Source organism: Stanieria cyanosphaera PCC 7437 (assembly GCF_000317575.1).
GTDB lineage: Bacteria > Cyanobacteriota > Cyanobacteriia > Cyanobacteriales > Xenococcaceae > Stanieria > Stanieria cyanosphaera.
Genome location: NC_019748.1, coordinates 3442365 through 3464399 on the forward strand (window position 1 = coordinate 3442365; position 22035 = coordinate 3464399).

The 22035-nt window shown below is 38.1% G+C and carries 20 protein-coding genes and 2 pseudogenes; 10 read left to right on the top strand and 12 right to left on the bottom strand.

Annotation, left to right across the window (positions count from 1 at the left end; translation table 11 throughout):
• Positions 1–8 precede the first annotated feature (8 nt).
• Together STA7437_RS14870 and STA7437_RS14875 are read left to right on the top strand one after the other, a co-directional pair.
• Positions 9–692 (top strand): MotA/TolQ/ExbB proton channel family protein, encoded by a 684-nt coding sequence (locus STA7437_RS14870; protein WP_041620058.1) that lies wholly within the window; start codon positions 9–11, stop codon positions 690–692.
• A gap of 23 nt (positions 693–715) precedes the next feature.
• On the top strand, positions 716–1312 hold the full coding sequence (locus STA7437_RS14875) for an ExbD/TolR family protein (RefSeq protein WP_015194216.1): 597 nt from the start codon (positions 716–718) through the stop codon (positions 1310–1312).
• 183 nt (positions 1313–1495) lie between these two features.
• Here STA7437_RS14875 and STA7437_RS14880 read toward each other — a convergent pair whose 3' ends face one another.
• Positions 1496–2077, bottom strand: a complete 582-nt coding sequence (locus STA7437_RS14880) for a globin family protein (RefSeq protein ID WP_015194217.1) — start codon at positions 2075–2077, stop codon at positions 1496–1498.
• A gap of 121 nt (positions 2078–2198) precedes the next feature.
• Between STA7437_RS14880 and STA7437_RS14885 the strand changes: the two genes are divergently transcribed.
• From STA7437_RS14885 to STA7437_RS14895, 3 genes are all read left to right on the top strand, one after another.
• Positions 2199–2855, top strand: coding sequence for a HEAT repeat domain-containing protein (locus STA7437_RS14885; RefSeq protein WP_015194218.1), 657 nt, complete (start codon positions 2199–2201; stop codon positions 2853–2855).
• A gap of 146 nt (positions 2856–3001) precedes the next feature.
• Complete coding sequence (locus STA7437_RS14890) at positions 3002–3544, top strand: phycobiliprotein lyase (protein ID WP_015194219.1); 543 nt, start codon at positions 3002–3004, stop codon at positions 3542–3544.
• Positions 3545–3705: 161 nt separating this feature from the next.
• Positions 3706–4515, top strand: a complete 810-nt coding sequence (locus tag STA7437_RS14895) for a COP23 domain-containing protein (RefSeq protein WP_015194220.1) — start codon at positions 3706–3708, stop codon at positions 4513–4515.
• On the opposite strand, the pseudogene STA7437_RS27135 reads toward STA7437_RS14895, so the two are convergent.
• From STA7437_RS27135 to psb32, 7 genes and pseudogenes are all read right to left on the bottom strand, one after another.
• Positions 4501–4800 (bottom strand): annotated as a pseudogene (locus tag STA7437_RS27135) (zinc ribbon domain-containing protein); the annotation flags it as partial. The gene STA7437_RS14895 and the pseudogene STA7437_RS27135 overlap by 15 nt on opposite strands.
• A complete protein-coding gene (locus STA7437_RS27860; RefSeq protein ID WP_083856864.1) occupies positions 4797–5393 on the bottom strand; it encodes a reverse transcriptase domain-containing protein in 597 nt (198 codons plus the stop codon). The pseudogene STA7437_RS27135 and the gene STA7437_RS27860, both read right to left, overlap by 4 nt.
• Positions 5394–5726: a P-II family nitrogen regulator gene (locus tag STA7437_RS14910; RefSeq protein WP_015194221.1), complete on the bottom strand. Its 333-nt coding sequence runs from the start codon at positions 5724–5726 to the stop codon at positions 5394–5396.
• A gap of 102 nt (positions 5727–5828) precedes the next feature.
• Entirely contained in the window at positions 5829–6959 is a 1131-nt protein-coding gene (locus STA7437_RS14915) for a sodium-dependent bicarbonate transport family permease (protein ID WP_015194222.1), read from the bottom strand.
• Positions 6960–7353: 394 nt separating this feature from the next.
• A complete protein-coding gene (locus tag STA7437_RS14925) occupies positions 7354–7563 on the bottom strand; it encodes a hypothetical protein (RefSeq protein WP_041619468.1) in 210 nt (69 codons plus the stop codon).
• 307 nt (positions 7564–7870) lie between these two features.
• Positions 7871–8555 (bottom strand): annotated as a pseudogene (locus STA7437_RS27705) (ATP-binding cassette domain-containing protein); the annotation flags it as partial.
• 285 nt (positions 8556–8840) lie between these two features.
• The gene (psb32, locus tag STA7437_RS14935) at positions 8841–9566 is read right to left on the bottom strand and encodes a photosystem II repair protein Psb32 (RefSeq protein WP_015194224.1); all 726 of its coding nucleotides are present in this window, start codon (positions 9564–9566) and stop codon (positions 8841–8843) included.
• Between the two features lie 379 nt (positions 9567–9945).
• Between psb32 and STA7437_RS14940 the strand changes: the two genes are divergently transcribed.
• Entirely contained in the window at positions 9946–10545 is a 600-nt protein-coding gene (locus STA7437_RS14940; protein WP_015194225.1) for a hypothetical protein, read from the top strand.
• 49 nt (positions 10546–10594) lie between these two features.
• The gene (locus STA7437_RS14945; RefSeq protein WP_015194226.1) at positions 10595–10801 is read left to right on the top strand and encodes a hypothetical protein; all 207 of its coding nucleotides are present in this window, start codon (positions 10595–10597) and stop codon (positions 10799–10801) included.
• Positions 10802–10965: 164 nt separating this feature from the next.
• On the opposite strand, the gene STA7437_RS14950 is transcribed toward STA7437_RS14945, so the two are convergent.
• From STA7437_RS14950 to STA7437_RS14965, 4 genes are all read right to left on the bottom strand, one after another.
• Complete coding sequence (locus tag STA7437_RS14950) at positions 10966–11877, bottom strand: MORN repeat-containing protein (RefSeq protein WP_015194227.1); 912 nt, start codon at positions 11875–11877, stop codon at positions 10966–10968.
• Between the two features lie 118 nt (positions 11878–11995).
• Entirely contained in the window at positions 11996–13105 is a 1110-nt protein-coding gene (locus STA7437_RS24970; protein ID WP_015194228.1) for an energy transducer TonB family protein, read from the bottom strand.
• A gap of 479 nt (positions 13106–13584) precedes the next feature.
• On the bottom strand, positions 13585–15474 hold the full coding sequence (ftsH2, locus tag STA7437_RS14960; protein ID WP_015194229.1) for an ATP-dependent zinc metalloprotease FtsH2: 1890 nt from the start codon (positions 15472–15474) through the stop codon (positions 13585–13587).
• 313 nt (positions 15475–15787) lie between these two features.
• Positions 15788–16042 (bottom strand): DUF1830 domain-containing protein, encoded by a 255-nt coding sequence (locus tag STA7437_RS14965; RefSeq protein ID WP_015194230.1) that lies wholly within the window; start codon positions 16040–16042, stop codon positions 15788–15790.
• 609 nt (positions 16043–16651) lie between these two features.
• Between STA7437_RS14965 and STA7437_RS14970 the strand changes: the two genes are divergently transcribed.
• From STA7437_RS14970 to STA7437_RS14980, 3 genes are all read left to right on the top strand, one after another.
• Entirely contained in the window at positions 16652–17227 is a 576-nt protein-coding gene (locus STA7437_RS14970) for a pentapeptide repeat-containing protein (protein WP_015194231.1), read from the top strand.
• A 142-nt stretch (positions 17228–17369) separates the two neighbouring features.
• Positions 17370–19325, top strand: a complete 1956-nt coding sequence (locus tag STA7437_RS14975) for a DICT sensory domain-containing protein (protein WP_015194232.1) — start codon at positions 17370–17372, stop codon at positions 19323–19325.
• Positions 19326–19897: 572 nt separating this feature from the next.
• The gene (locus STA7437_RS14980; protein WP_150109074.1) at positions 19898–21778 is read left to right on the top strand and encodes a hypothetical protein; all 1881 of its coding nucleotides are present in this window, start codon (positions 19898–19900) and stop codon (positions 21776–21778) included.
• Positions 21779–22035 lie beyond the last annotated feature (257 nt).

The window sequence follows — 22035 nt, forward strand, 5'->3', positions numbered from 1 at the left end:
AACAAACCGTGAATTTTGCTGAACTTATTGCCAAAGGTGGAGTAACAATCTGGCCACTATTATTTCTTTCAATTCTTTCTGTAGGAACGATTTTAGAACGACTCTGGTTTTGGTCAAGAGTTTTGATTCAAGAAAAATTAATTATCAATCGCGTCATGGAAGCAGCGACTCTTAACTGGCGTTTAGTTGAAAAAATTGCCCGTGAATACAAAAATCATCCTTTAGCAAATTTTATCTATTCTCCTCTACAATTAATTAATCCCGAACCAGAAGTTTTTCACTTAGCTTTAGAAGCTGCTGCTGATGATGAGTTGGCTCATATGCGTAAGGGAGAAAAAGTTTTAGAAGCTGTGATTGCTCTTTCGCCTCTATTGGGTTTATTTGGTACAGTTTGGGGTTTGATTCAAGCTCTTAGTTCAATTAAACTTAGCGATCTTGGTACTGCTTCTACTTCTGGGGTTACTTTAGGAATAAGTGAGGCTTTAATCTCTACCGCAGCAGGTTTGTTAGTTGCGATTATTAGTCTAGCTTTTTATCGTCTTTTTCAAGCTTTTTGGGCAAATCAAGTCAGAATTTTTCGTAAAATTGGCAGTCAACTAGAATTAATTTATCGGCAGAAATGGTTGGAAGCCGAAACTGAAGGATTACCAGTCGATTTTCACTTAGAAACTGATTCTAGTTTGGAGCGATAAGATTTAAATTTATTTAAACAATTATGACAATAAAAAAAACTAATACACGCCATCCATATCCTACTCATCTTCCTATGCGTCGAATGCGACTCTGGCAAGATGAATCAGTTCACCAGGAAACCAGAATTGAGATTCTTCCTCTGATTGATGTCATTTTTTGTATTTTGACGTTTTTTATTTTGGGTGCAGTCGGTTTATCTCGTCAGCAAGCAATTAATCTCGATTTACCTAGTGCTAAAACGGGTAAAGCCCAAATGCGAGATATGTTAGTAGTTAGTTTAGATGATTTGGGTCAAATTTATGTCGAACAACAGATCGTAACCAAAACGCAGCTATCGCAGTCGATTAAAAATTATCATCAATCCAATCCAGAAGGGTTAATGGTACTTCATGCTGCTAAAAACACTACTTATCGTGAAGTTGTAGAGGTATTAGATGTTTTAAGAGAGGTAGGAGGCGATCGCGTGGCTTTAGCTACTCTTCCTGGAGATTCTCAAGCAACAGAAACACCTACTAATTTTGATACTAACCCAAATCCTTATTTACCAGGTCTTCCAGGTTTACCCAGTAATTATAATCCTTATTCTATTCCTAATCCTCCTAGTCCACCTAGTAATTAATTTGATTAACAGTTACCAGTTATCAGTTTTTTACTTTACTCCTTCGCGATCGCTCAGGACGCTTCGCGCTTTTTACTTTACCAATAACCATCAACCATTAACAAACATCAAGCAAATGAACTGTATCTCTAAAAATTGAGAAACACAATAGACGCAGTTAACTTAAGCGAAAAAAAATATTTTTTAAGCAGCAGTCAGAGAAAAACCTTTCATTTTATTAATTAAATGCTCGAAATAAGGAGCTAATTGAATTTTCTCTTGTTCCTCGAACTGCTGCAAACTATAGTATTTCAATTTTTCTAGCCCTAAAACCATAGCCTCAAGAGGAACTTTTAATTCTTGATACAATTGTTCCATATAACCTAAGCCAGTTGTACTAGTATATTCAACGGATTGCCCCGCTATACCATAGGTAATACAACGCAAAAAATGCCAGAAATCTCGCCAGCAAGCTTCTGCTCTAGCTGGAGGGTATAAATCTCCACCAGGTTCGGTAATTTGAGGATAAGCAGCTAAAACTTCGGCTCTTGCTTGAGATACAATTTCTTCAACTCTATCTCTTAGCAGTTGAGCTTGAGTAGTGGAAGTAGTAAGCTGTGGAGTAAGAGTCTGAATTTGCTTAATGTCTTGATCACTAAGATATCTGCCTTGATCGTCGGCTTGTTGAAAAATTTCGATAACTTCGTTTGAATATTGCTTCTGCCAATCAGCAAAACTGACAATTCGAGACTTTTGAATTAATTCCTTAATGCGATCGCTAAGCATTTTTTAATCTAATTACAATTTTTGATCTATTTACATCAAAGATCATCCCAAATGCAGTTATAGTTAACTGCAAATGTAAAGTAAGGTAAAGTAAAAAATTTCTTTTTCCCTCAGAAAATATATGGATTTTAATTTGATTCAAGAATATTTAAGTAATTCCGATTCTCAAAAGCGGATGAAAGCAATTACTGAACTAAGAAATTATGAAACAGACATTGTAGTACCTCTGTTGAAAGAAAAAATCAATGACAAAGAATTTTTAGTTCGTTCTTTTGTGGCGATGGGACTCGGAAAAAAACGCAATGCAGAATCTTTTGCAGCGTTATTACAGATGATGAAACTCGACCGAGATCCTAATGTTCGTGCTGAAGCTGCTAATTCTCTTTCTCTTTTTGGCACGGTTTCAATACCTCATTTAGTATTGATGTTTGAACAAGATGATCATTGGTTGGTTCGTCGCAGTATTCTAGCAGCCTTAGCTGAATTAGATTGTCCACAAGAATTATTAGAAGTTTGTATTTGCGGTTTACACGGAGAAGATCAAACTGTTCGAGAGGCTTGTATTGACTGTTTAGTTCGTTTCGCTAATACTTCCAAACAAGAAGAGGCTTTAGCTCAACTCTTGGCTTTAGTAACAGATCAATGGTGGCGTACTCGGATGCGAGTAGCAAGGGCATTGGCAAAATTTAACACCCCTCAAGCACAAGAAGCTCTTAACCAACTTAAACAAGACGAAGATCATCGAGTAGTGGGTGCTGTGTTGGAAAGTTTAATTTAGTTAATTGATCTTAAGATTAAAGACCGTACAAATGCCTAAGCTGATCTAAAGATCGTGTTATATTAAGAAAAATTAAGAAAATTGGGACGCTCCTTTACAGAGGTAGCTAATCATGCATCAAACTTATTAACAGAGGTTTGCTCTCTATGACATCAGTGGGAATGACAACAAAAACATTAGAATCTTTATCGCTTGAATTTTTTCAACAATCAGCAGGTCAATGGCAATCTCAGCGACGCTACTACACACTCAATAAGGAAACAGAACCTCAAGAAGTTGAAAGTTTAATTACGATTAAATTTTTAGAACAAGGTACACCAGAACTAATTGAATTAGCCAAACTGCATCAGCTAGATAATTTGGAAGCTTTGGTTGGTGGAACAAAAGTAACCTGGTCAAGTAATTATACTGGTACAATTCGCAAACCTTCTAACGGTTCAACTGTATTTGGAGTATGGGAAAATAAACTATATCGCGATCGCGGTTTTGCCACTACTGAACCGGTCGTTGCGACTTATTACTTTACCAATCCTCAAACTATGTGTTTGCGTACCGAGTACAATGGTTCAGTTTTTGAAGAAGAAATTAAACTAATTGGTCAAAGTTATCGTACTAGACAATCAATTATTTCTCGTGCTGGACAAGAATTAATGATCGGTCAATACTTAGAAAAACGTCTCGAAAATTAATAACACTGAAACATTTATTTAATATTTCCGTCATAATTGCTGAAGTAGATCCAATAAGCACAATGACGGATATTTTTTATTAACATCTAAATTAAGTTAATAAATAGTTCTAGCTCATTAATTATTTAGTTATTCATTTTAATATTTACAAAAGGGATATTATGTCGCCACAATTAACGTCTTTACTCCAAAAAAGCAGTTTAGCTTTATCTTTAGTGGTAATGTTTAGCGGAGCTAATGCTTATGCGTTACCAGCTTCTAATAGCAATAACTTAGACAATTACAACTTTAAAAAACTGTTTCAAGTAATCAGTCAAAGTAATACTCAACCACCAGAAGTAATTATTGATGAGAATGGAAACTCTGGTTCTTCTAGCAGTACCAGAACTACGAACAGTACCTATTCAACCAGCAGCGATACTAGATTTAGATGTGAAATGGTTAACGGTGAATATACAGTAATGTATTATCCCGAAAGTCGACCTGATCAAGCTTATCCTTGGGCAATTCCAAGTCAATTGGGTGGTGGTTGGACTCCACAAAATAGATGTAATGAAATTACTAGGCGGTTAGAATCATATCGTCAAGATGGCTTGCTAGAGTTAACTACAGGCATTGAAAACGGCTATGATACAATTTGCGTGACTACTCAAGTAGACCCAACTGATTGCAAAATTGTTTTAACTGTACCACCAGGACAAGACCCTCAAATTACCCGCGACCAAGTTTTTGAAAATCTTTTAGTTGCTGATGATGGTCAACAAACTCAAGGTGTTTATACTTATACCGATAATGGTGGTGGAGATATTCTTAATCAAATTGGCAATGTTATTGGTGGCGGTAAGAAACCAGTTGCTTCGCCTAAAGATATTGATTTACGTCCCTTCTTAGATCCTGCTGATGGTGGTACAGGAACAAGATTAAGACAAACCTCTAATTCTAATTCTCAAAAACCATCAATTTTTAAATAAAGAATTTCGATGCAGGGGAGCAGAGGCAGAGGTCAAAATGAGGCTGATTAAACCATGTCCAAATTTTTTGTTTAAGATATTAATTGCTGCGTTGTGGTCACGACAAAGATTAACTCCACACTCACAGCTATGAGTTCTAGTACTAAGACTTTTCTTGACTCGTTTACCACAACTACTGCAATCTTGACTTGTGTAATTCGGATTTACTGTCACTAACTCTCGTTGAAAGACGTTAGCAAAGTACTCTAACCATTGTCTGAAAAATGACCGGCTAGCATCAGTCACTCACAGAATGTTTTGAAGTTGTCCTCTGAGGGAATACTTCTGAATTTTCCGTTTGATTGGACTTTAAAGTGCCATCCTAAAAAATCAAATCCATCTGTCGCAGCCGTTATTTTGGTTTTACTTTCGCTAATCTCCATTCCGCATTGGGCTAAGAATTCTTTGATTTGGTCAAGTATTTGAGTTTCATTGTCTCCAGGTTTGAGTATAAATACCATGTCATCCGCGTAGCGGATAGACTTATGTATTTCCTCTATACCGTTGAGAGCAACGTTGGCTAGTAACGGACTTATTACTCCTCCTTGGCATGTTCCCTGTTCGGGGTATTCTGGGTTAATCCCTGCCTTTAGACATCGGGCTATCCCGTTTCTAATACCCCGATCGCGGGTGAGTACTTCGAACTTTATATTCGAGTTGGTGTCGGAAACGCTGGGTTGTCCCGACGAGCGCACGTTGCGACTGCCTTTACCGCTAGTCTCAAGTACTGTATAACCGGTAGCCCCAGCTTGGTCGATGATCTTGGCGATCTTTTTCAGCAGCACTTTTTCCGTGATGATGACGAGCTTGCTGGCTTGTTGGGTCTGCGTCGTCTCGATTTAACAGCCCTCTGGTCCACAGAAACTTTGCCCGTACAGTACCTCTGCGCTACAGATATAGGCAATGCCCGCATAATCCTTGAAATATTTCAGTGCGACCCGATCCGCAATATCCTCAGCTATCTCCCGATTTTCGGTAAGTATCTCGAACTTTACATTCGCCTCGGTGTCGGAACTGCTGGGTTGCCCCGACGAGCGCACGTTGCGACTGCCTTTACCGCCAGACTGCATCACCGTATACCCTTTAGCCCCGCATTCCTCGATGATCTTAGCGACTTTTTTCAGCAGAACCTTTTCCGTGACGATAACGAGCTTGTTGGCTTGCTTAGCCATGTTGGTTATCTCCTTAAATTGGTTATCTTCTTAAATGATGTACATTAATCTACTTGGTTTGCCAGGTCAAGAGAGAGGCGACATACTGCTATCCGTCTGGGATTAGAGTCCGCCGATCGCCTGGGCTAGCCCGATGAAGAAAGGTATACACACGCCGATCGCAATTGGCGTACCGATGGCTGTCGAGGCACCAATGTAAGCTGAGGGGTTTGCCGACGGGATACCGGCTCGTAACGTGGGTGGGCCTGAAATGTCTGAACTAGAGGCAGCGATGACGGCTAGGATCACGACACCACCCATGCTGAATCCCACGGTGTAGTGGGCAATCATGCCGAGAGCGAAGGCGATGCACCCATGCAGAAATGGTGCTACCACACTATACACGACATACCATTGGGCAACCTTGCGCAGTTCGCCAAGCCTTGACCAAGCCTCTATACCCATGACCAGCATCAAGATCGAAAGCAAGCCTTTAAAGGCAGGATCGTAGAAGCCTTCATAGACAGTTTCTGGCTTGGTGAATATGCCAAGAGCGAGACCTAATAACATTGCCGATAAGGCAGGACCCCGAAGACTTTCCTCCACGATAGGCCATATCTTGACGCGATTATCCGCATCCCCATTCTGCTGGCTGCGATACTCCTGCCGAGTACTGGGATAATCCTCCTGAGCGGGATAATCGCCTACCGCAACGGGCTGCTTGCTGAAAGACTCCTGCTTAATATATTGGGCTGCAGCACTCTTCTTTCTTTTGTTGAGATAAATGTTGGCTACAACAATCGCAGTTACGAGTGCTGGGATATCCATGAAGGGATAGAGTGCGCCAGCCCATGCCTCGTATTGGATGTTTTGTTCTTCCAGTACCGTCAGCCCAGCAGCCATAGTAGAGCCACTCACGGCACCAAACAACCCCCCAGTTGCGATCGCATCCACAACTTTGACATTTGGCAGCTTTGCCAATGTAGAACGGGCGATAAATACAACAAGAATCCCTACTATTACAGCACAGGCTACGGGTAACACCATATCCAACAAACTGGAATTGCGGATTGCAATTCCCCCGGTCAGACCGATTTTGGTGAGCAGCATGAAGACGATGATCGTACAAATCGACTCTGGAATTATCAATTCGCTACCGAGAGCAGCAATGATCATTCCACCAATCAAAAAAGCGAGTGTTGGGGACTGCAACTGGAGAATGAAGTCCTTTACGAAAAGGGACAAGAAATCCACGAATACCTCCTTAGAACTCCTCTGATGAGGAGTATAGTAATTTTAAATATTATTGATTTAATTTTTTTTCCATTAGCTAGGCAAAAGCTGACCAATAGTTAATCTATTCCGAAGGGGAATGAACTAAACGAACTATCAGACTCAGGGTATAAGCCTTCTAGATATCTAGTTTCAGAATTTGGCGCGAGGCTGGTTAAATGCTCGGTATTCCTTGAGAGACTATGGGACGCGCTATAGAGTGCATACCATACAATAGCCACTAGAAGACCCACCCCAGTACCCCAACAGAACGCCCAAATATGGGAAGGCTCTAGAGTAAAACGCAGGTGGCGATCGCTATCGTAAAAATGGACAGCCCACCCTTCGTCTGTAGATGGTTTCGCCTTTGTTTTATTCATGATGGTGTTGCTGTATTTTTAAAATAAATAGATTTAAATCTACCAGTTTCAGGCATCTGTTCGGGACTAATATCAGCTGTTTCTACTTGTTCTGTAGTTGCTTGACTCCCAGGTTCGGGAGGATTCCCACCAGCTTTGAGAAATATAGTACTGGCAGCGGATACATCTACCGTATGTAAAAATTTTCTTCGGGAAAATTGGTTCATAAAATCTCCTAGCAGCTACACTTAAATATTTTTGGACTGCCTCATAAAGTTAAATTGCAAGGGAAAATCGAATGCTACGAACGACTTCTCACTGTATTCATAGAATTAAACAAATCAAACAAATAAAATCATTGATTTGTATCTATGCATAATATAATACACTGAAAGTCTAAAAAAAATCTAAACAGATTAATTACAATTATCGATTTTTAGCTTTAAAATTTTTTATCAATATTTTGAAAGTATTGACAGTAGTTAGTAAAGAAAACTAAAACTTTGTCTGTTTCAATCTATTAAAGCTCTATTGCTAGAGAACTTTAATCAAAGCTAGGGTAAAGCGATCGCCATATTCCATAACTTTCCCTAGTTCTAAAATCAAAATTCGATCTGCTCGTTGTATGGTTTTGAGGCGGTGAGCGATAATAATTGCAGTACGATGTTTGAGTAATTGCTCGATCACCCGTTCAATTAATACTTCCGTTGTCGGATCGAGTCGGGAAGATGCTTCATCCAGAATTACCAAACCAGGATTTTTGAGAAATACACGGGCAAAGGCTAGCAGTTGAGCCTGTCCCGCAGAAAGCCCACTACTATCGGAATTGAGGAGAGTATCTAAACCTTGTGGAAGCGATCGCAACCACCCTGTAAGTCCTAATAACTATAGCGTCGATAAAATCTTTGCATCGTCAATAGTAGAATCAAAAGTTGAAATAATTCGCGGATACGGTAGATACTAGCTTCAATTTGCTGAAGTTGTTCCAATTCTTCGCAAATGCGCTCGATGGGTTGACTGAGTAGATTAGTGTAGTAAAAGATCAGATAGGCAGTGCCAATAGTAATCCTTGACGTTGCCAGAGATAAGCAGCAAGGGCAAGAGCGATCGCATTACCAATAGTAAACAGTCCTACACTACCAGACCAGAGTAAGGTACTGGTAAAACGAGCCTGATGATAGAGATGAAGACATTTATTTCTAATGAACTGTCCTATACGGATAGCTTCATTTATAGCTTTGGACTGTTGTTGATTGGCTTTGACTTTAAATTCGTAAACTAACAACTGGTTCGACCTTTGATCAAAGTGTTAATATCTACAATACTCTTAACCGTCATAAACAAAATTGTCCTGATTCATGAGGGGCTGTGGGCTGAATTAGTTTCAACCCGATAGCAACGCCCCGTCCCTTCAGCTGAGGTCTTCTCAGGACGTAAAGATAAAGCTCCTAAAACTCCTCTGCTTCTTTTCCCCTTGTCCCAACTAAATTAAATTCAATTGGTATTAATTACCAGGAAAACCCACGTACCAAAAATAGGTAACCATAGGAATTACGGTAGCTAAAAGTAATAAAACTACAACCCAAACAGTAGCACTACCAGCATCGGTATCTTCTGCTTTAGTAAAAGTTCCTTCTACTTGAATCTCTTCGGTAATGGCAGGTGGACCGGGATCAGGTTTGCCAGATAATAAAGCAACAAGGCGATCGCTTGCATCGAGTAGAGCTTGATTATATTTATCACCTTTTCTAAGATTGTAACCAATCGTTTCATTAATTACGCTTTGAGCAATTTCTGGACTGACTAATTGTTGTGCTTTTGACCCTGTACGCAGAGCAACATTATTAGTTAAAGTATCCATTACCAAAAGAGTTTGATTTGCTTGTGCTTCAGAAGTGGAATACCAAGTTGAAAATAGTTGATCTGCTAGAGTGTCAATCGTTTCGCCATAATCTAAACGACGAATTGCTACCATTCTCAATTCTTGACCAGTTTGTTTAGCTAATTGTTGAAAATTGTTGCTTAGTTTCCCTTGAGTAGCTAGACTAATTTCATCTGCTTGATCTACCATCCAAACATCTTCAGTATTAGGACTGGGTAAATCGTAAACTCCTGTGGCTAAAACAGGTGTAGCACAAACAAAAATAGCAAACAGAATTGATAAGATTGGTACGATCCAATTAGCTAGGGATAAAAGATTATGTGAGTATTTATTAGAGTAGGATTTCATGTTGAATGCTATGTAGCTCGTTAATCTCAAATTTTAACAGTACTTTTAATTGTTATTGATCAGAAGTAAATAGTAGCAGCCAGATTAAATTTTTACACCCATTAACAGTTGCCAGTTACCAGTTAGGAAAAATTAATGCCTATCTTTTGAGGGATGAACGAGCAAAATATTTGCGTTCCAATGAACTTAAGTAGATAACCATCTTAATTAATCATTCTCCAAATTGTGAGAATGTAGTTTAAACAGTCTGACGTGAAAGTAACTTAATCAGAACATAGTAACTACTTTCATTCCTGGTGGTGAAATTTTTTTATTGTTGAGTGAAATCAAATCATTTTAATTATTGAGCAAAGATTTAAATTAATTAGAGAAAAAAGCAATGTTGAGTAGTATTACTTGGGAAATTCGTTGGTTTCAGGAGGGTCAAATTCCTAGTGAAGTAGAACACTGGTTTAAGGAGGATTGTCTTGGTAATCTTGATTCCTCCCCAGAGACAAGAATTGATCGCTATCTTTTTTTACCAGAGTATAAAACTGTTAATCTAAAATTACGCGAAGAAAATCTTGAACTTAAAACACTTCAAGCGCAACTAGAGGAAAGACAATTTGCTCAAGGGTGTTGGCACGGTAAAATCGAACAATGGACTAAATGGGTTTATCGGGATCTAACTCAACAAAAAATTATCCCAATTCAAGTTGCTCGTCAAAGACCTTGGCTTTCTATCTATAAAAAACGACAACAACGCTATTATAAAAATATTTCTGCTGAAATTACTCAACTTTGCTTTGGTAATTCTCTCTGGTGGAGTCTGGCTTTTGAAATGGCAAATATAGAAAGTCAGCAATATTCCGATTTTTGTGAAGGGGTTGAATTATTTAGTCAATTTTATCCAGGGTCTTGTCTATCAAGGGAGCAATCTTACTCTTATCCTTATTGGTTATCACAATTAGACAGTCAAACTACACTTTGCCAGACTTAACTAACTTTACTTTAAAAATTTACTAATCTTTAATTTTGGATAGATTCTCATGATTAACTACCAATTCGATCAACCCAATTCTATAGAAACACCAATTCCTACCCCAGAACCCCAACCAACACCAGCACCAATTCCTCAACCAGTACCTACCCCAGAACCTCAACCAGTACCTACACCAATTCCTCAACCAGTACCTACCCCAGAACCCCAACCTGTACCTACACCAATTCCTCAAACAATTCCTGAACCCAAATAATCAAATTGGAAAATCAGAATTTCAGTATTAAGGTGCGTTATATGAAATACTTTAAAGTTGGCTGAGTAATGAAAAGTAGAGGAAGTAGAAGAAGTAAAAGTATTAATTTGTAGCGTTCATTTTTGGATTTCAGATTAGAAAAAAAATGATGCTTAAAAAATCTATCACTCTTGATACTCGTTATTGACCCAACTTCCTTCTACTTTAGTGCCATCAGCAAAAGTGTAAGAACCGCTTCCATGTTTTTGACCGTTTTTAAATTGTCCTTGATAAGTATCGCCACTGGAATAATCACAAACAGCTTCCCCATTTAACTGTCCTTGACTAAATTCACCCTCACAGCGATCGCCATTGGCAAAAATATAAGTTCCCGTGCCATTATATTTGCCGTCACTAAATTGCCCTTCGTAACGATTACCATTTTTTTCTACAAAAACCCCAGTACCCGCAAATTCTCCCTGACTAAATTGTCCTTGATAGCGATCGCCATTAGCAAAAGTATAGATTCCTTTTCCTTCAGGTTTACCATTAACCAGTTCTCCTTGATAGCTGTTCCCATTCTTATAAGTGCATTTTCCTTGACCATTTAGTTGAGCATTGCTGACTATTCCCGAACAACTATCTCCGTTGCCATAGACAAAAGTACCTTCACCACTGGGTTCACCGTTACTAAAAGTTCCTTGATAACGTCCCCCGTCAGCAGTAATAAAAACTCCTTTGCCGTTTGCTTGACCGTTGTTAAACTCTCCTTCATAGCGATCGCCATTGGCATAAACTCTTACCCCTTGACCGCTAAACTGGTTATTATTAAACCCTCCTTGATAACGACCACCATCGGCAAAAAGATAAACTCCTTGACCTTGTTTTTTGCCGTTAACGAAATCACCTTCATAGCGATCGCCATTACCATAAGTACAAGTTACCTTACCATTGAGATTACCCTCACTTATTTTCCCTTGGCACTTACCGCCATCAGGTAGTGGAACTACTTCTGCTAAGGTTGTAGAATTACCAGCTAATCCCAAAGTAGAAGTCAAAGCAAAAATAATTGTTAATTTACTGATAAATTTATTCATATGACCTACAAATTGATTGATAAGTGGTAACTGTTGATGGTTGATTGTTAATTGTTATTAGTAAAGTAAAAAGTAAAAAACTGATAACTGATAACTGGTCACTGATAACTGTTTACTCCTATTGCTGTTGGTGTCGTTCGATCCGGTCCCGAAACTTACGTAACATTTCGTCTTCCCGTTCGGTTTCTGAAGTGGTTGGTTGCTGTTGTTGCTGTTGGACTTGAGGCGGTTTTTCTATTTCTGTTTGTTGTTGTTGTTCTAACTGTTGCTGACGCATTCTTGATTGTCTTTCTTGTTCAAGTTGTTCTTGACGTGCTTGCCTTTCTTGCTCTAATTGTTGTTGACGAGCTTCCTCTTGTTCTCGACGTTCTTCAGCAAGTCTTTCTCTTTCTAATTCTTGTTGACGTGCTTGACGGTCAAAATCAGACCCTGCAACAGTAAAGTTAATATTTACTTTAACTGAAGCATTACTACCATTAGAGGGAGAACTAAATTTCATTTGTCTTGCTGCTAAAAGAGCTTGACGATTTAGCTCGCTATTGCTATTTGCCGTATCTATAACAGCACTAGTAACATTTCCTTCAGCATCAATGTTTAGTTTTATTCCTGCACTACCTTCGATTCCATTTAACGCTGAGGGATATTCTGGTTCACAATTACTAACGCAAGTAATTTTTTCATCGGTACTGGGTTCAGGACGAGGAGGCGCACTACTATTTGCTGCCACTGCTCCTGGAATACCTATACCACTGCCTGAGTCAGATGAACCAGAGTTTGTACTATTTCCTGCTATAAAATTCCTACTTAACGAAGAAGTTGAGGAAGTATCTTCTATAGCTCCAGAAATGACTGGTTGCGATGGTGCTGGGGTGGGAGATGTTAAAACTCTTTTAGTCGCAGGTTGGGGTTTTGGTGGAGTTGGTTGAGGTTTGACTGGTTCTGGTTGTTTAACAGCAGGTGGTGGAGTTGGTTGAGGTTTGACCGGCTCTGGTTTGGGAATTGGTTTTGGTTCTATTTTAGTTTCTGGTGGCTTAGGTTTGGGTTTTTCTACAACAATTAAATCTACAGGTTTTTCTTTTGCTTTGGGTGGTTCAACCGACCAATTGGGCAAGGTTAATGCTAACAACCCATGAAATAATACTGAACCTGCAAAACCAACCGTTAACAATTTTTTAAGTTGCCGTTGTTCTTGCTGACGTTTTTGGAAACAAAAGTTAGAAGTAGACATTTAAAGTCCTTTTGCTACTCAGATACTGTTTAAGATGCGATTACGAAGTAACAGCAAAGCGTTCAGGCTGACGCGGACACGAAGTATGCACTGAAAGCGACCGCGTTAGTTTTGATTAAATCGCAGTTTAGCTTTAATAGTTGACAATTTTTTTTATTAATTTTAAAAAATAGTTATGCATAATTAGCCCTATTTTGCTAATTAGTGGCATTAGTTGGATATTACCATAAACTAAATATTTTCAGCAAGCCGACGAGCTTAACTCAAAATTTAAATATTTCTTAGATTAGATGCAAATAAATAGCAACAAGCTGTTGTAAAATACCTTAAAACTAGAACAGGTGAAGATTACCAATTTGCGACAGATACCCGGAGCGAGAATCGCGATCGCTGTAACCGAAAAATAAATCAATAATTGAGCTAAAAAAAAGGGATGAATTTATTTTCATCCCCTAAATTATTTACTAAAAAATCAAGAATTATAACTGAGGAACAAACTGCTCTTTTTCAGGTACTTCAGTGTACTCAGCTACGATTTGACGAAACTCTTCTCCGTCGATAGTTTCTTTTTCAATCAACAAATCAACTAAACGATCAATAACTTCACGATTTTCTCGAATAATTTTACGAGCTAAATTGTGACCGTGTTCGCTAATCTGACGTACTTGATCGTCAATGCGAGAAGCAACTTCTTCGGAATATTCGGCACGGGACATTAAACCTGCACCGAGGAATACTTCTCCACCTTGACCTTCTAAAGAAACAGGTCCTAAATCACTCATTCCAAAACGAGTGACCATTTGTCTTGCCATTTCTGTGACTTGTTGTAAATCACCACCTGCACCAGTGGTAACTTCGTCATAACCAAAAATCTCTTCCTCAGCAGCACGACCACCCATTGCACCAGCAATTCTTGCCATCAACTGGGATTTGGTGATTAAACCTTGGTCTTCATTTGGAGTAAACCAAGTTAAACCCTGTGCTTGTCCTCGTGGAATTAGGGTAACTTTTTGTACGGGGTCGTGGTCTTTAATCAAAGTACCAACGATCGCATGACCTACTTCATGATAAGCAATCAATCGCTTACTCTTGCCATCTACTAAAGGAGTTCCTTCCATACCAGCGACAACGCGGTCAACCGCATCATCAATTTCTGCCATAGTGATCGCTTCTTTTCTTCTTCTAGCAGTAAGAATCGCTGCTTCATTGAGAAGGTTAGCTAAATCTGCACCAGAAAAACCAGGAGTACGGCGAGCGATCGCATCTAAAGAAATTTCAGGAGCTAATTTTTTATTGCGAGAATGAACTTCTAAAATTTCTAAACGACCTTTAATATCAGGATTGTCGACAATTACCTGACGGTCAAAACGACCAGGACGCATTAAGGCAGAGTCAAGTACATCAGGACGGTTAGTAGCAGCAATAATGATGATCCCGGTATTGCCTTCAAAACCATCCATTTCAGTTAGTAATTGATTAAGAGTTTGTTCTCTCTCGTCGTTACCACCACCAATACCTGCACCTCTTTGACGACCGACGGCATCAATTTCATCGATAAAGATTAAACAAGGTGCATTGTCTTTTGCTTTCTTAAATAAATCGCGGACGCGAGATGCACCGACACCCACAAACATCTCGACAAATTCCGAACCCGAGATACTAAAGAAAGGAACTCCAGCTTCTCCTGCGATCGCTTTGGCTAACAGAGTTTTACCTGTTCCTGGAGGGCCAACTAATAAAACTCCTTTAGGAATCCTTGCACCTACGGCGGTAAATCTTTCTGGTTGTTTTAGGAAAGTGACAACCTCTTGTAATTCTTCTTTGGCTTCATCAATTCCCGCTACATCATCAAACATTACTCCTGTTTTGGCTTCCATTTGGAAACGAGCGCGAGATTTACCAAAATTCATCGCTTGACCTGGGCCACCAGGAATATTGCTGGAACGACGGAATAGAAAGAATAAAGCAGCAATTAATAAAATTGGAAAAACTAAGTTACCCAATAAGCCCCAAATAGCACCATCATTATTGACAGGATGGTAATCAAAACTAATGTTTGCTTCTCTTAACTTACTAATTAATTCAGGAGAATTTCCTGGTAAGTCTACTCGCAGTTTCAGCAAACGATTATCTAGTTCGGGATCGATCGCTTGAACAATCGCAGTTCTGCCATTTTCGTATAATTCGACACTCGTTACCTTGTCAGCATTCAGATACTCTAAAAAACGACCGTAAGTCATGCGAGTATTAGCTGTATTCCCGCCTAAACTTTCTGTAGCTGGTGCAAATGTTCCCTGCCACAAAAAGAAGCCTACCACTAACAAGGGTAAGGTCCAAAGTAAAAGTATTCTCCAAGAAAATTTTTTCATAGGCTCCAGTTTAGTTTTAATTAATTTCTTATTAATGCTTTTTTTTGTTTTAGCTATACATTTAGTCTGAAAAATGCACTTAATTTATTTTTTGTCAAGTTATTTTTATCTTTAGGTAGATTGAGCTTAATTAAATTTAACGTAATTCTCATCTAACAATCAACCCAATTTCAGAAAGGATGCCAAATTTCATCGCTACACCGTCGCTTTTAGCTTAAGGGTTGGCAATAACTGCATCTGTGCATTGAACAACTATGCGCCATCAATGAGCATACATTCAGAAAGCGTCTGCCTTTTCTTTAAGGTTAAAATTCTAATTTAATTTTATGAACTCAAGATGTTCACACCTAATCCGTTCAGAAAGAATAGCACTAGAAAAGCTATTGGTATAAATTTCTAATTCTGCTTCGGCAGGTGCTTCAAATAATAAACGTTGCTTTGGAAAAATTACTCTCTCAAGATACCAGTCGGCAACATTAGAAATTCGACCTATTTGTACTTGGTCGCTATGGTTGATGTAACAACAAAAAATTTTTTTGGAGCAGTTAGGCGGACAGGGGCAAAACATAGCAATTTAATTTATCCTTGAGCGGGTAAGAGAGCTTACGTCACCGCATAAGTCCATTAGTAAGGGAAACCTGAACGGGCTATGGTGAGTCCAGGAATCCCTCACTTTTAGTGACGGGAGCGTCAAATGTGTTAACACTCAAACCTAGTTGGCTTGAGTGTATTTTTTTTTATATGCCAGCCGTTTTATAAAGTAAGTTGGCTAACGGTTTTTAAATCGATGTAAACAAATATAAACTTTTGTTACACGAGACTGAATATTTTTTAGATTTTCTTAAGATTGTGGCTCAAAACCAATTTTGACGCTTCGTTAAAAGACTTTTGATGGCTAGTTACTTACTAAAAAAATCTTAAGAAAAAATTAAATTTGTCAAGTAGAATCAGATAATGTTACAAATTTTGTTACAATAATTAATAAAAGTTAACAAAAAATTATGTATATTACCACTCAAATTATAACTGCCGTGTTCGGAAGAAGCGCGATCGCTTAGTATTGATGACTTATTGCTTTTTATCTCCCTAAACTAACTTCCTTTTGCCCCAGCATCAAAGTTTAAAAATTGCTTACAGTTTGTTCCTAAGATTATTTAGGTCTATTAGCTTGAAGTAAATGTATAATTCACAACCAAACCAGCACAGTACTAATATGATTGACGCTTCCCAACTTATTGAATCATATAGATCAGGAAAGCGCGATTTTAGTCAAATAGATCTTAAGCAAGTTCATTTAAGCGAGGTTGATTTAACTGAAATTAAGTTGTGGCGGGCTAATTTAACTGAAATCAATCTTAGTTTTTCTGTTTTACATCAAGCCAATTTAAGTGAAAGTAATCTAATCGGGGCAACTCTTTGGCAAACTGACTTAACCAAAGCTTGTTTAAATCAAGCTCAACTAAGTCGTGCTTTTTTGATCCGTGCCAATTTGGAGCAAGCTAATTTATCTCAAACTCTTTTAAATGGTACAGAACTTCGGCTAGCTTGTTTAAGAGGTGCAGATTTAAGAGGTGCAGATTTAAGTGAAGCCAATCTTAGCTATGCTGACTTGCGAGGAGCTAATTTAATAGGGGCTAATCTAGACCGCGCTATTCTTACAGGGGCTAATCTAGCTCAAGCTAATCTGAGTAACACTAACTTAGAAGGAACAATTTTAGAGCGGGTAAACTTAAACCAAGTCATATTAATCTAAATATAGATTTAAGCAAAATTTGACGTGCTGGCAATGAGGCAATTGAGAATGGGGACTATCAGTTAAGTAACGAAATTTTGTAGTCTTAACCCTATGGATCAAAATGGAGAGTTATTGCCAGTAAATTATGGCGAGGAGCAAAATGAACCTGACTAATTCCCTTCTATGGGACTTAGTGACAGAATATTCTCATCTTCGTCCCCAAATATATTTTAAGTCTTCTTTGTTAGCATTGGCTCGGGCGATGGAAGATCTGGTGTTAGCTAGCGATGATGTACCTTTAGTGATTGCTAATTTTCAGCAGGAACGCTTTTTCCGTCAACAAGAACGTCGTTTCTATCGTATTGCTCAACAAACAGACCAAGTTTATGTACTAGCTGTACCCGATCAAGAATCGAGTTTTTCGTTGGTCAATTCTGGTTATGAAACAATTCCTTTAGCTCAAACCGATGTTTTGGCTGGAGAAAAGTATTTAGTGATTATTGCACAGCAATATGCTGCTTGTTTGGTAGGTCAAGAAAAGCTTTCTTTAAAAGAATTAAATGAAATTAGAAACCCAGTAGAACAGGTTAAAAGATTTGAGGGATTCTGGACTTTTGATCGCCGTGTCGCCTGTAGTGCTGCTGACTGGTTATTGGGACATATTAAAAATTATCGTCCTGAATTAACCGAGAAGTTAGAACGAGCAAGAGAATTTTACAATCTAAACCAAAATGTATCTAGTAAACCTTTTCTGTTAACAAGTCAGTCGATTGATCTTGGTATTTTTACTCAACGGCTAGTTACTTATTTACAAGCAGGTCAATATAAATTACTTAAAGCTTATAAAGCGATCGCGGTAGCAGAACGAAAGGAACATTTAATTAATAAAATTGCTCAAGCACAGCGAAAATCACTTAATCCTGAAGAAATTATTCAAATTACTGTACGAGAATTAGGTCAGTTGTTTCCTCGCTGTCGCTGTTTGCTTTATCGCCTTAGTCCTGATGATAGGGAGGTGCAAGTTGAGTATGAATTTGTACCTTTGGGAATGCCTTCTTTGTTAGGTCAAAAGTGGTCAGTAGCAGACGATCCTATTTTTATTGTTGCCCAAACTCAAGATTCTGCTTTAGTTATCAATGATGTTAATAACAATATTTATTTACAAGGAAATCCGATTTTAAAGGAGAAAATTGAACGAGCAGCTATTCATTCTTGGTTAATGGTTTCTCTTCGCTACCAAGGAGTGCTGTTAGGAATGTTAGAGTTGCACTATGGAAGAAAGGGACAATGCCAATGGCAAGCTGAGGATATTGCTCTAGTCGAAGCTGTAGCTAATAGTGCAGGAGTAGCATTAACTCAAGCCAGTGCTTATAGCAACTTAGTCAATTTAAATCGTCAATTAGAAGCAGTTGAAAGGATTCAAAGTAATCTGATTGCGATTGTCGGACACGAATTACGTACCCCTTTATCAACGATTCGCATCTGTCTTGAAAGTTTGGCAGCAGAACCAGATCTGCCTTGTGAATTAAGAGAAGCGATGTTAGATACAGCTTTAACTGATAGCGATCGCTTGGGTCAGTTAATTCAGGATTTTTTAACTCTTTCTAAGTTGGAAGCAGGAAAAGCTTATCGTACTATAGAAGTATTTCAATTAGATTACGTTGTTAATTTAGCAATACGTCGGATTCAAAGTAATTTTAAAAATCAAACTCTTCCTAAAATTAGGGTAGAATTATCTGGTCAATTACCTTTAGTAGTAGCAGATGTAGAAGGGTTAGTCGAGGTAGTTACGAAGCTACTTGATAATTCCTGTAAATTTACACCAGCTAATGGTGAAATTTTGATTACTACTCGGATACACAAAGAAGAAATACTTCCTCAAATGTTAGAGGTGATTGTTGCTGATACGGGCAGAGGTATCGAATCGAGTCAACTTGAACTTATTTTTGACCGCTTTTCCCAATCAGAAAATTATTTGCGTCGCAGTGTTAGTGGAGTAGGATTGGGATTGGTTATTTGTCGTCAGATAATTAATGCTATGGGCGGACGAATTTGGGCAACAAGTGAGGGAAGAGATCGAGGTAGTCAGTTTCACTTTACTATTCCAATTAAATAATATGCCAGCGAGCAGTATCGGCAATCTGATTTTCAAAGTGGGCTGCAACTATTTTCAACAGATCCTGAAGTTAGGAGTATTAGTTTTGATGATAAAAATGCGATCGCTAGATTCTAAAAACTTCAAAAAGCTTATCCTGGTGCAGACATAGTATGCAATCAAATGAAAAATCACTCAGAATTGGTTCGTTTGTAAGCGGAATAGTTTTACTATTTATATTATATGGTTTTATTAAATTATTAATTAGTCAAGACCCAGGCGTAGTTCTTTTCAGGCAATATATTGCGCTTTTGCGGATGCCAATTATTGCAGGATTAATATTTTTTCTATTTCCAATTATCTCAAAAAGCTCTAACCTTTTTCAAAATTTATTTGTAATGCGTGGAACAAGGCAGCTGTTATCAGTGCTATTTTTTTCCACAGTAACAGCCTTCATGATTACGTCTTCTTTTGAGTTTATTGTAGAAAACGCGCCATATCGGTTTGGTATTGAATCTATATCTCAAATAAATCTAGAGAGTTTAAGCATACTCAAAAAAATTATTGACTTAGTTATTTCATTAGTGCTTCTATTGCCTAAATGGCTACGTTCAAATTCTGAAATAATTTTACTTGCTCCTACGTGGTTAATTACCATTTGGCTTTCTGCACGAGAACCAGACTTTCGCGATCGCAAATATCAATTAAACTACATCTTTGCCGTATTAGTCGGATTAGTTTTAAGTTTATTATTAGGAATACTTTTAAATACAGAGATAAATATCAAGTATCTTACAGACTTAGATACCATAGGAGCAAAACCAGGTTATACTTCTGAGTTTTTATTGCTGATTATTAGTGGTTTTATAGTCTATGTTGTAGTCTTTTTTCTATTTAATCCCCAAAATTTAAGAAATCGATTCAACCCAAAAAATAACGATAATACTAATAACTTACTATTAAATAAAGCTTCTGCACTGTTTTATGTTTTATTGTTAATTTGGCTCTTTACAGGAGTTTTTAGTCTAGCAACTTTCTTGGTGGACAAATGGCATCTTCCTGTTGTGTTAATAGTTATTTTATTTTCTGGAGCTATGTATTTAATCTGGTATGTAGATAACTTTTTTAGATTAGATACAGTAGAACCAGATCGAGTTTTGGATCGGATAGATGACTTTACTAAAATAATTAATAATCGGCTTAAAATTCAGGATAAATGGATTCAACAGGATGAACAAAAGAACAAGCGCACTTTAGTTGTTATTGCAACCAGTGGTGGTGGTATCCAAGCTTCTGGTTGGACAGCACAAGTTTTATGTGGTTTACAAGAAGAGTTAGGAGTTTCATTTACCCAATCAATTGGTTTGATTAGTTCGATATCTGGTGGTTCTGTGGGGACTATGTTTTTCCTAGATCGGTTTAACGATACACATCATTGTCCTACTCCAACAACAAATGGACAACTTGGTCAATTTGAAAATCAAACCCTCAATACTATTTTCAATAATGCTACTACTGATTGGTTAGATGCCATTGGTTGGGGACTAGCTTACCCTGATATGATCAGAGGATTTTTTGGTATTTCATTAGGAAAATATAGCGATCGCGGATATGCTCTAGAATGGGATTGGCAAAGAGATCTGACACAACCACAAGCAACACTAGCTAGTTGGCGAGAAAAAGTTCTAGCAGGAAAAATTCCTATTCCAGTTTTTAACGCTACGTTGGTCGAAGATGGTCGTCGTTTCTTGATTTCGCCAACAAAGTTGATAGATGGAACTCTTGAAGATTTAATTCACTCTCAAAACTCAAACCCAAACCCCCAAGATCCCAAAGCGTTAGACTTTCATACTCTATATAGAGGATATGATCTCGATGTCACTACCGCAGCTAGACTGTCTGCAACCTTTCCTTATGTCTCACCTGTAGCGAGAAATGATAGCAAAGATGGGCTTACTCATAACTACCATGTTGCAGATGGAGGCTTTTTTGATAATGCTGGTTTATTTACTGCTATTGAATGGCTGGATACACACCTTGATTCTTTAGATGTTGAACGGGTTTTATTAATCCAAATTAATGCAATTCCAGGAGAGAAATTAAAGGCGAAACAAAAAGGTGGTCTTGGCTGGTGGATGCAATCGATTGGACCGTTAAAGACACTGTATAGCATTCGAGATTCAACACAAATTGCTCGAAATAGTCGAGAAATTGAACTAATTAAAGATAAGTGGCTCAGTAATCTGGCAAATAGACGCACAGTAGACTTTAGAACTTGTTATATTGGTTTTCCAGAAGGATATAACCCACCCTTATCTTGGAGGTTAACTGGTAAACAAATAGGTGATTTAAAAGAAGCTTGGAGTCATATAACTCAAAAAGAAAGTTTTAGAGAACTCAAACAATTATGGAGAGAATCAGGCAAAGATAGACACGGACGAAAAAATTGGAATTTTCCTGAAACTTTTACATAGAGTTTTTTCTCTATACTAGAGCGATCGCACACCCACTAATCCAACTCAATAAACACGCCTGGTACACAAGAAACGGCTAAACGTGCTTTTTATCTTGAAAGATTTGTATAGTCTAAGAGTAGCCGATGAAATCGCTTTCTCCCGTCAAACAAAAGTAATTTATGAGAAATTGCCGAGAATTAAGCGTCAATTACGACAAATGACTGATGTAAAAAGTTATTAAAGTTTTTTAGTATGGGTTTAGATACTTCTCGAAC

Excerpts from the sequence above, each read along its gene's own strand:
- STA7437_RS14875 (WP_015194216.1), top strand. The coding sequence starts at position 716 with ATGACAATAAAAAAAACTAATACACGCCATCCATATCCTACTCATCTT.
- STA7437_RS14880 (WP_015194217.1), bottom strand. The coding sequence starts at position 2,077 with ATGCTTAGCGATCGCATTAAGGAATTAATTCAAAAGTCTCGAATTGTC.
- STA7437_RS14885 (WP_015194218.1), top strand. The coding sequence starts at position 2,199 with ATGGATTTTAATTTGATTCAAGAATATTTAAGTAATTCCGATTCTCAA.
- STA7437_RS14890 (WP_015194219.1), top strand. The coding sequence starts at position 3,002 with ATGACATCAGTGGGAATGACAACAAAAACATTAGAATCTTTATCGCTT.
- STA7437_RS14895 (WP_015194220.1), top strand. The coding sequence starts at position 3,706 with ATGTCGCCACAATTAACGTCTTTACTCCAAAAAAGCAGTTTAGCTTTA.
- STA7437_RS14910 (WP_015194221.1), bottom strand. The coding sequence starts at position 5,726 with ATGGCTAAGCAAGCCAACAAGCTCGTTATCGTCACGGAAAAGGTTCTG.
- STA7437_RS14925 (WP_041619468.1), bottom strand. The coding sequence starts at position 7,563 with ATGAACCAATTTTCCCGAAGAAAATTTTTACATACGGTAGATGTATCC.
- psb32 (WP_015194224.1), bottom strand. The coding sequence starts at position 9,566 with ATGAAATCCTACTCTAATAAATACTCACATAATCTTTTATCCCTAGCT.
- STA7437_RS14940 (WP_015194225.1), top strand. The coding sequence starts at position 9,946 with ATGTTGAGTAGTATTACTTGGGAAATTCGTTGGTTTCAGGAGGGTCAA.
- STA7437_RS14945 (WP_015194226.1), top strand. The coding sequence starts at position 10,595 with ATGATTAACTACCAATTCGATCAACCCAATTCTATAGAAACACCAATT.
- STA7437_RS14950 (WP_015194227.1), bottom strand. The coding sequence starts at position 11,877 with ATGAATAAATTTATCAGTAAATTAACAATTATTTTTGCTTTGACTTCT.
- STA7437_RS24970 (WP_015194228.1), bottom strand. The coding sequence starts at position 13,105 with ATGTCTACTTCTAACTTTTGTTTCCAAAAACGTCAGCAAGAACAACGG.
- ftsH2 (WP_015194229.1), bottom strand. The coding sequence starts at position 15,474 with ATGAAAAAATTTTCTTGGAGAATACTTTTACTTTGGACCTTACCCTTG.
- STA7437_RS14965 (WP_015194230.1), bottom strand. The coding sequence starts at position 16,042 with ATGTTTTGCCCCTGTCCGCCTAACTGCTCCAAAAAAATTTTTTGTTGT.
- STA7437_RS14970 (WP_015194231.1), top strand. The coding sequence starts at position 16,652 with ATGTATAATTCACAACCAAACCAGCACAGTACTAATATGATTGACGCT.
- STA7437_RS14975 (WP_015194232.1), top strand. The coding sequence starts at position 17,370 with ATGAACCTGACTAATTCCCTTCTATGGGACTTAGTGACAGAATATTCT.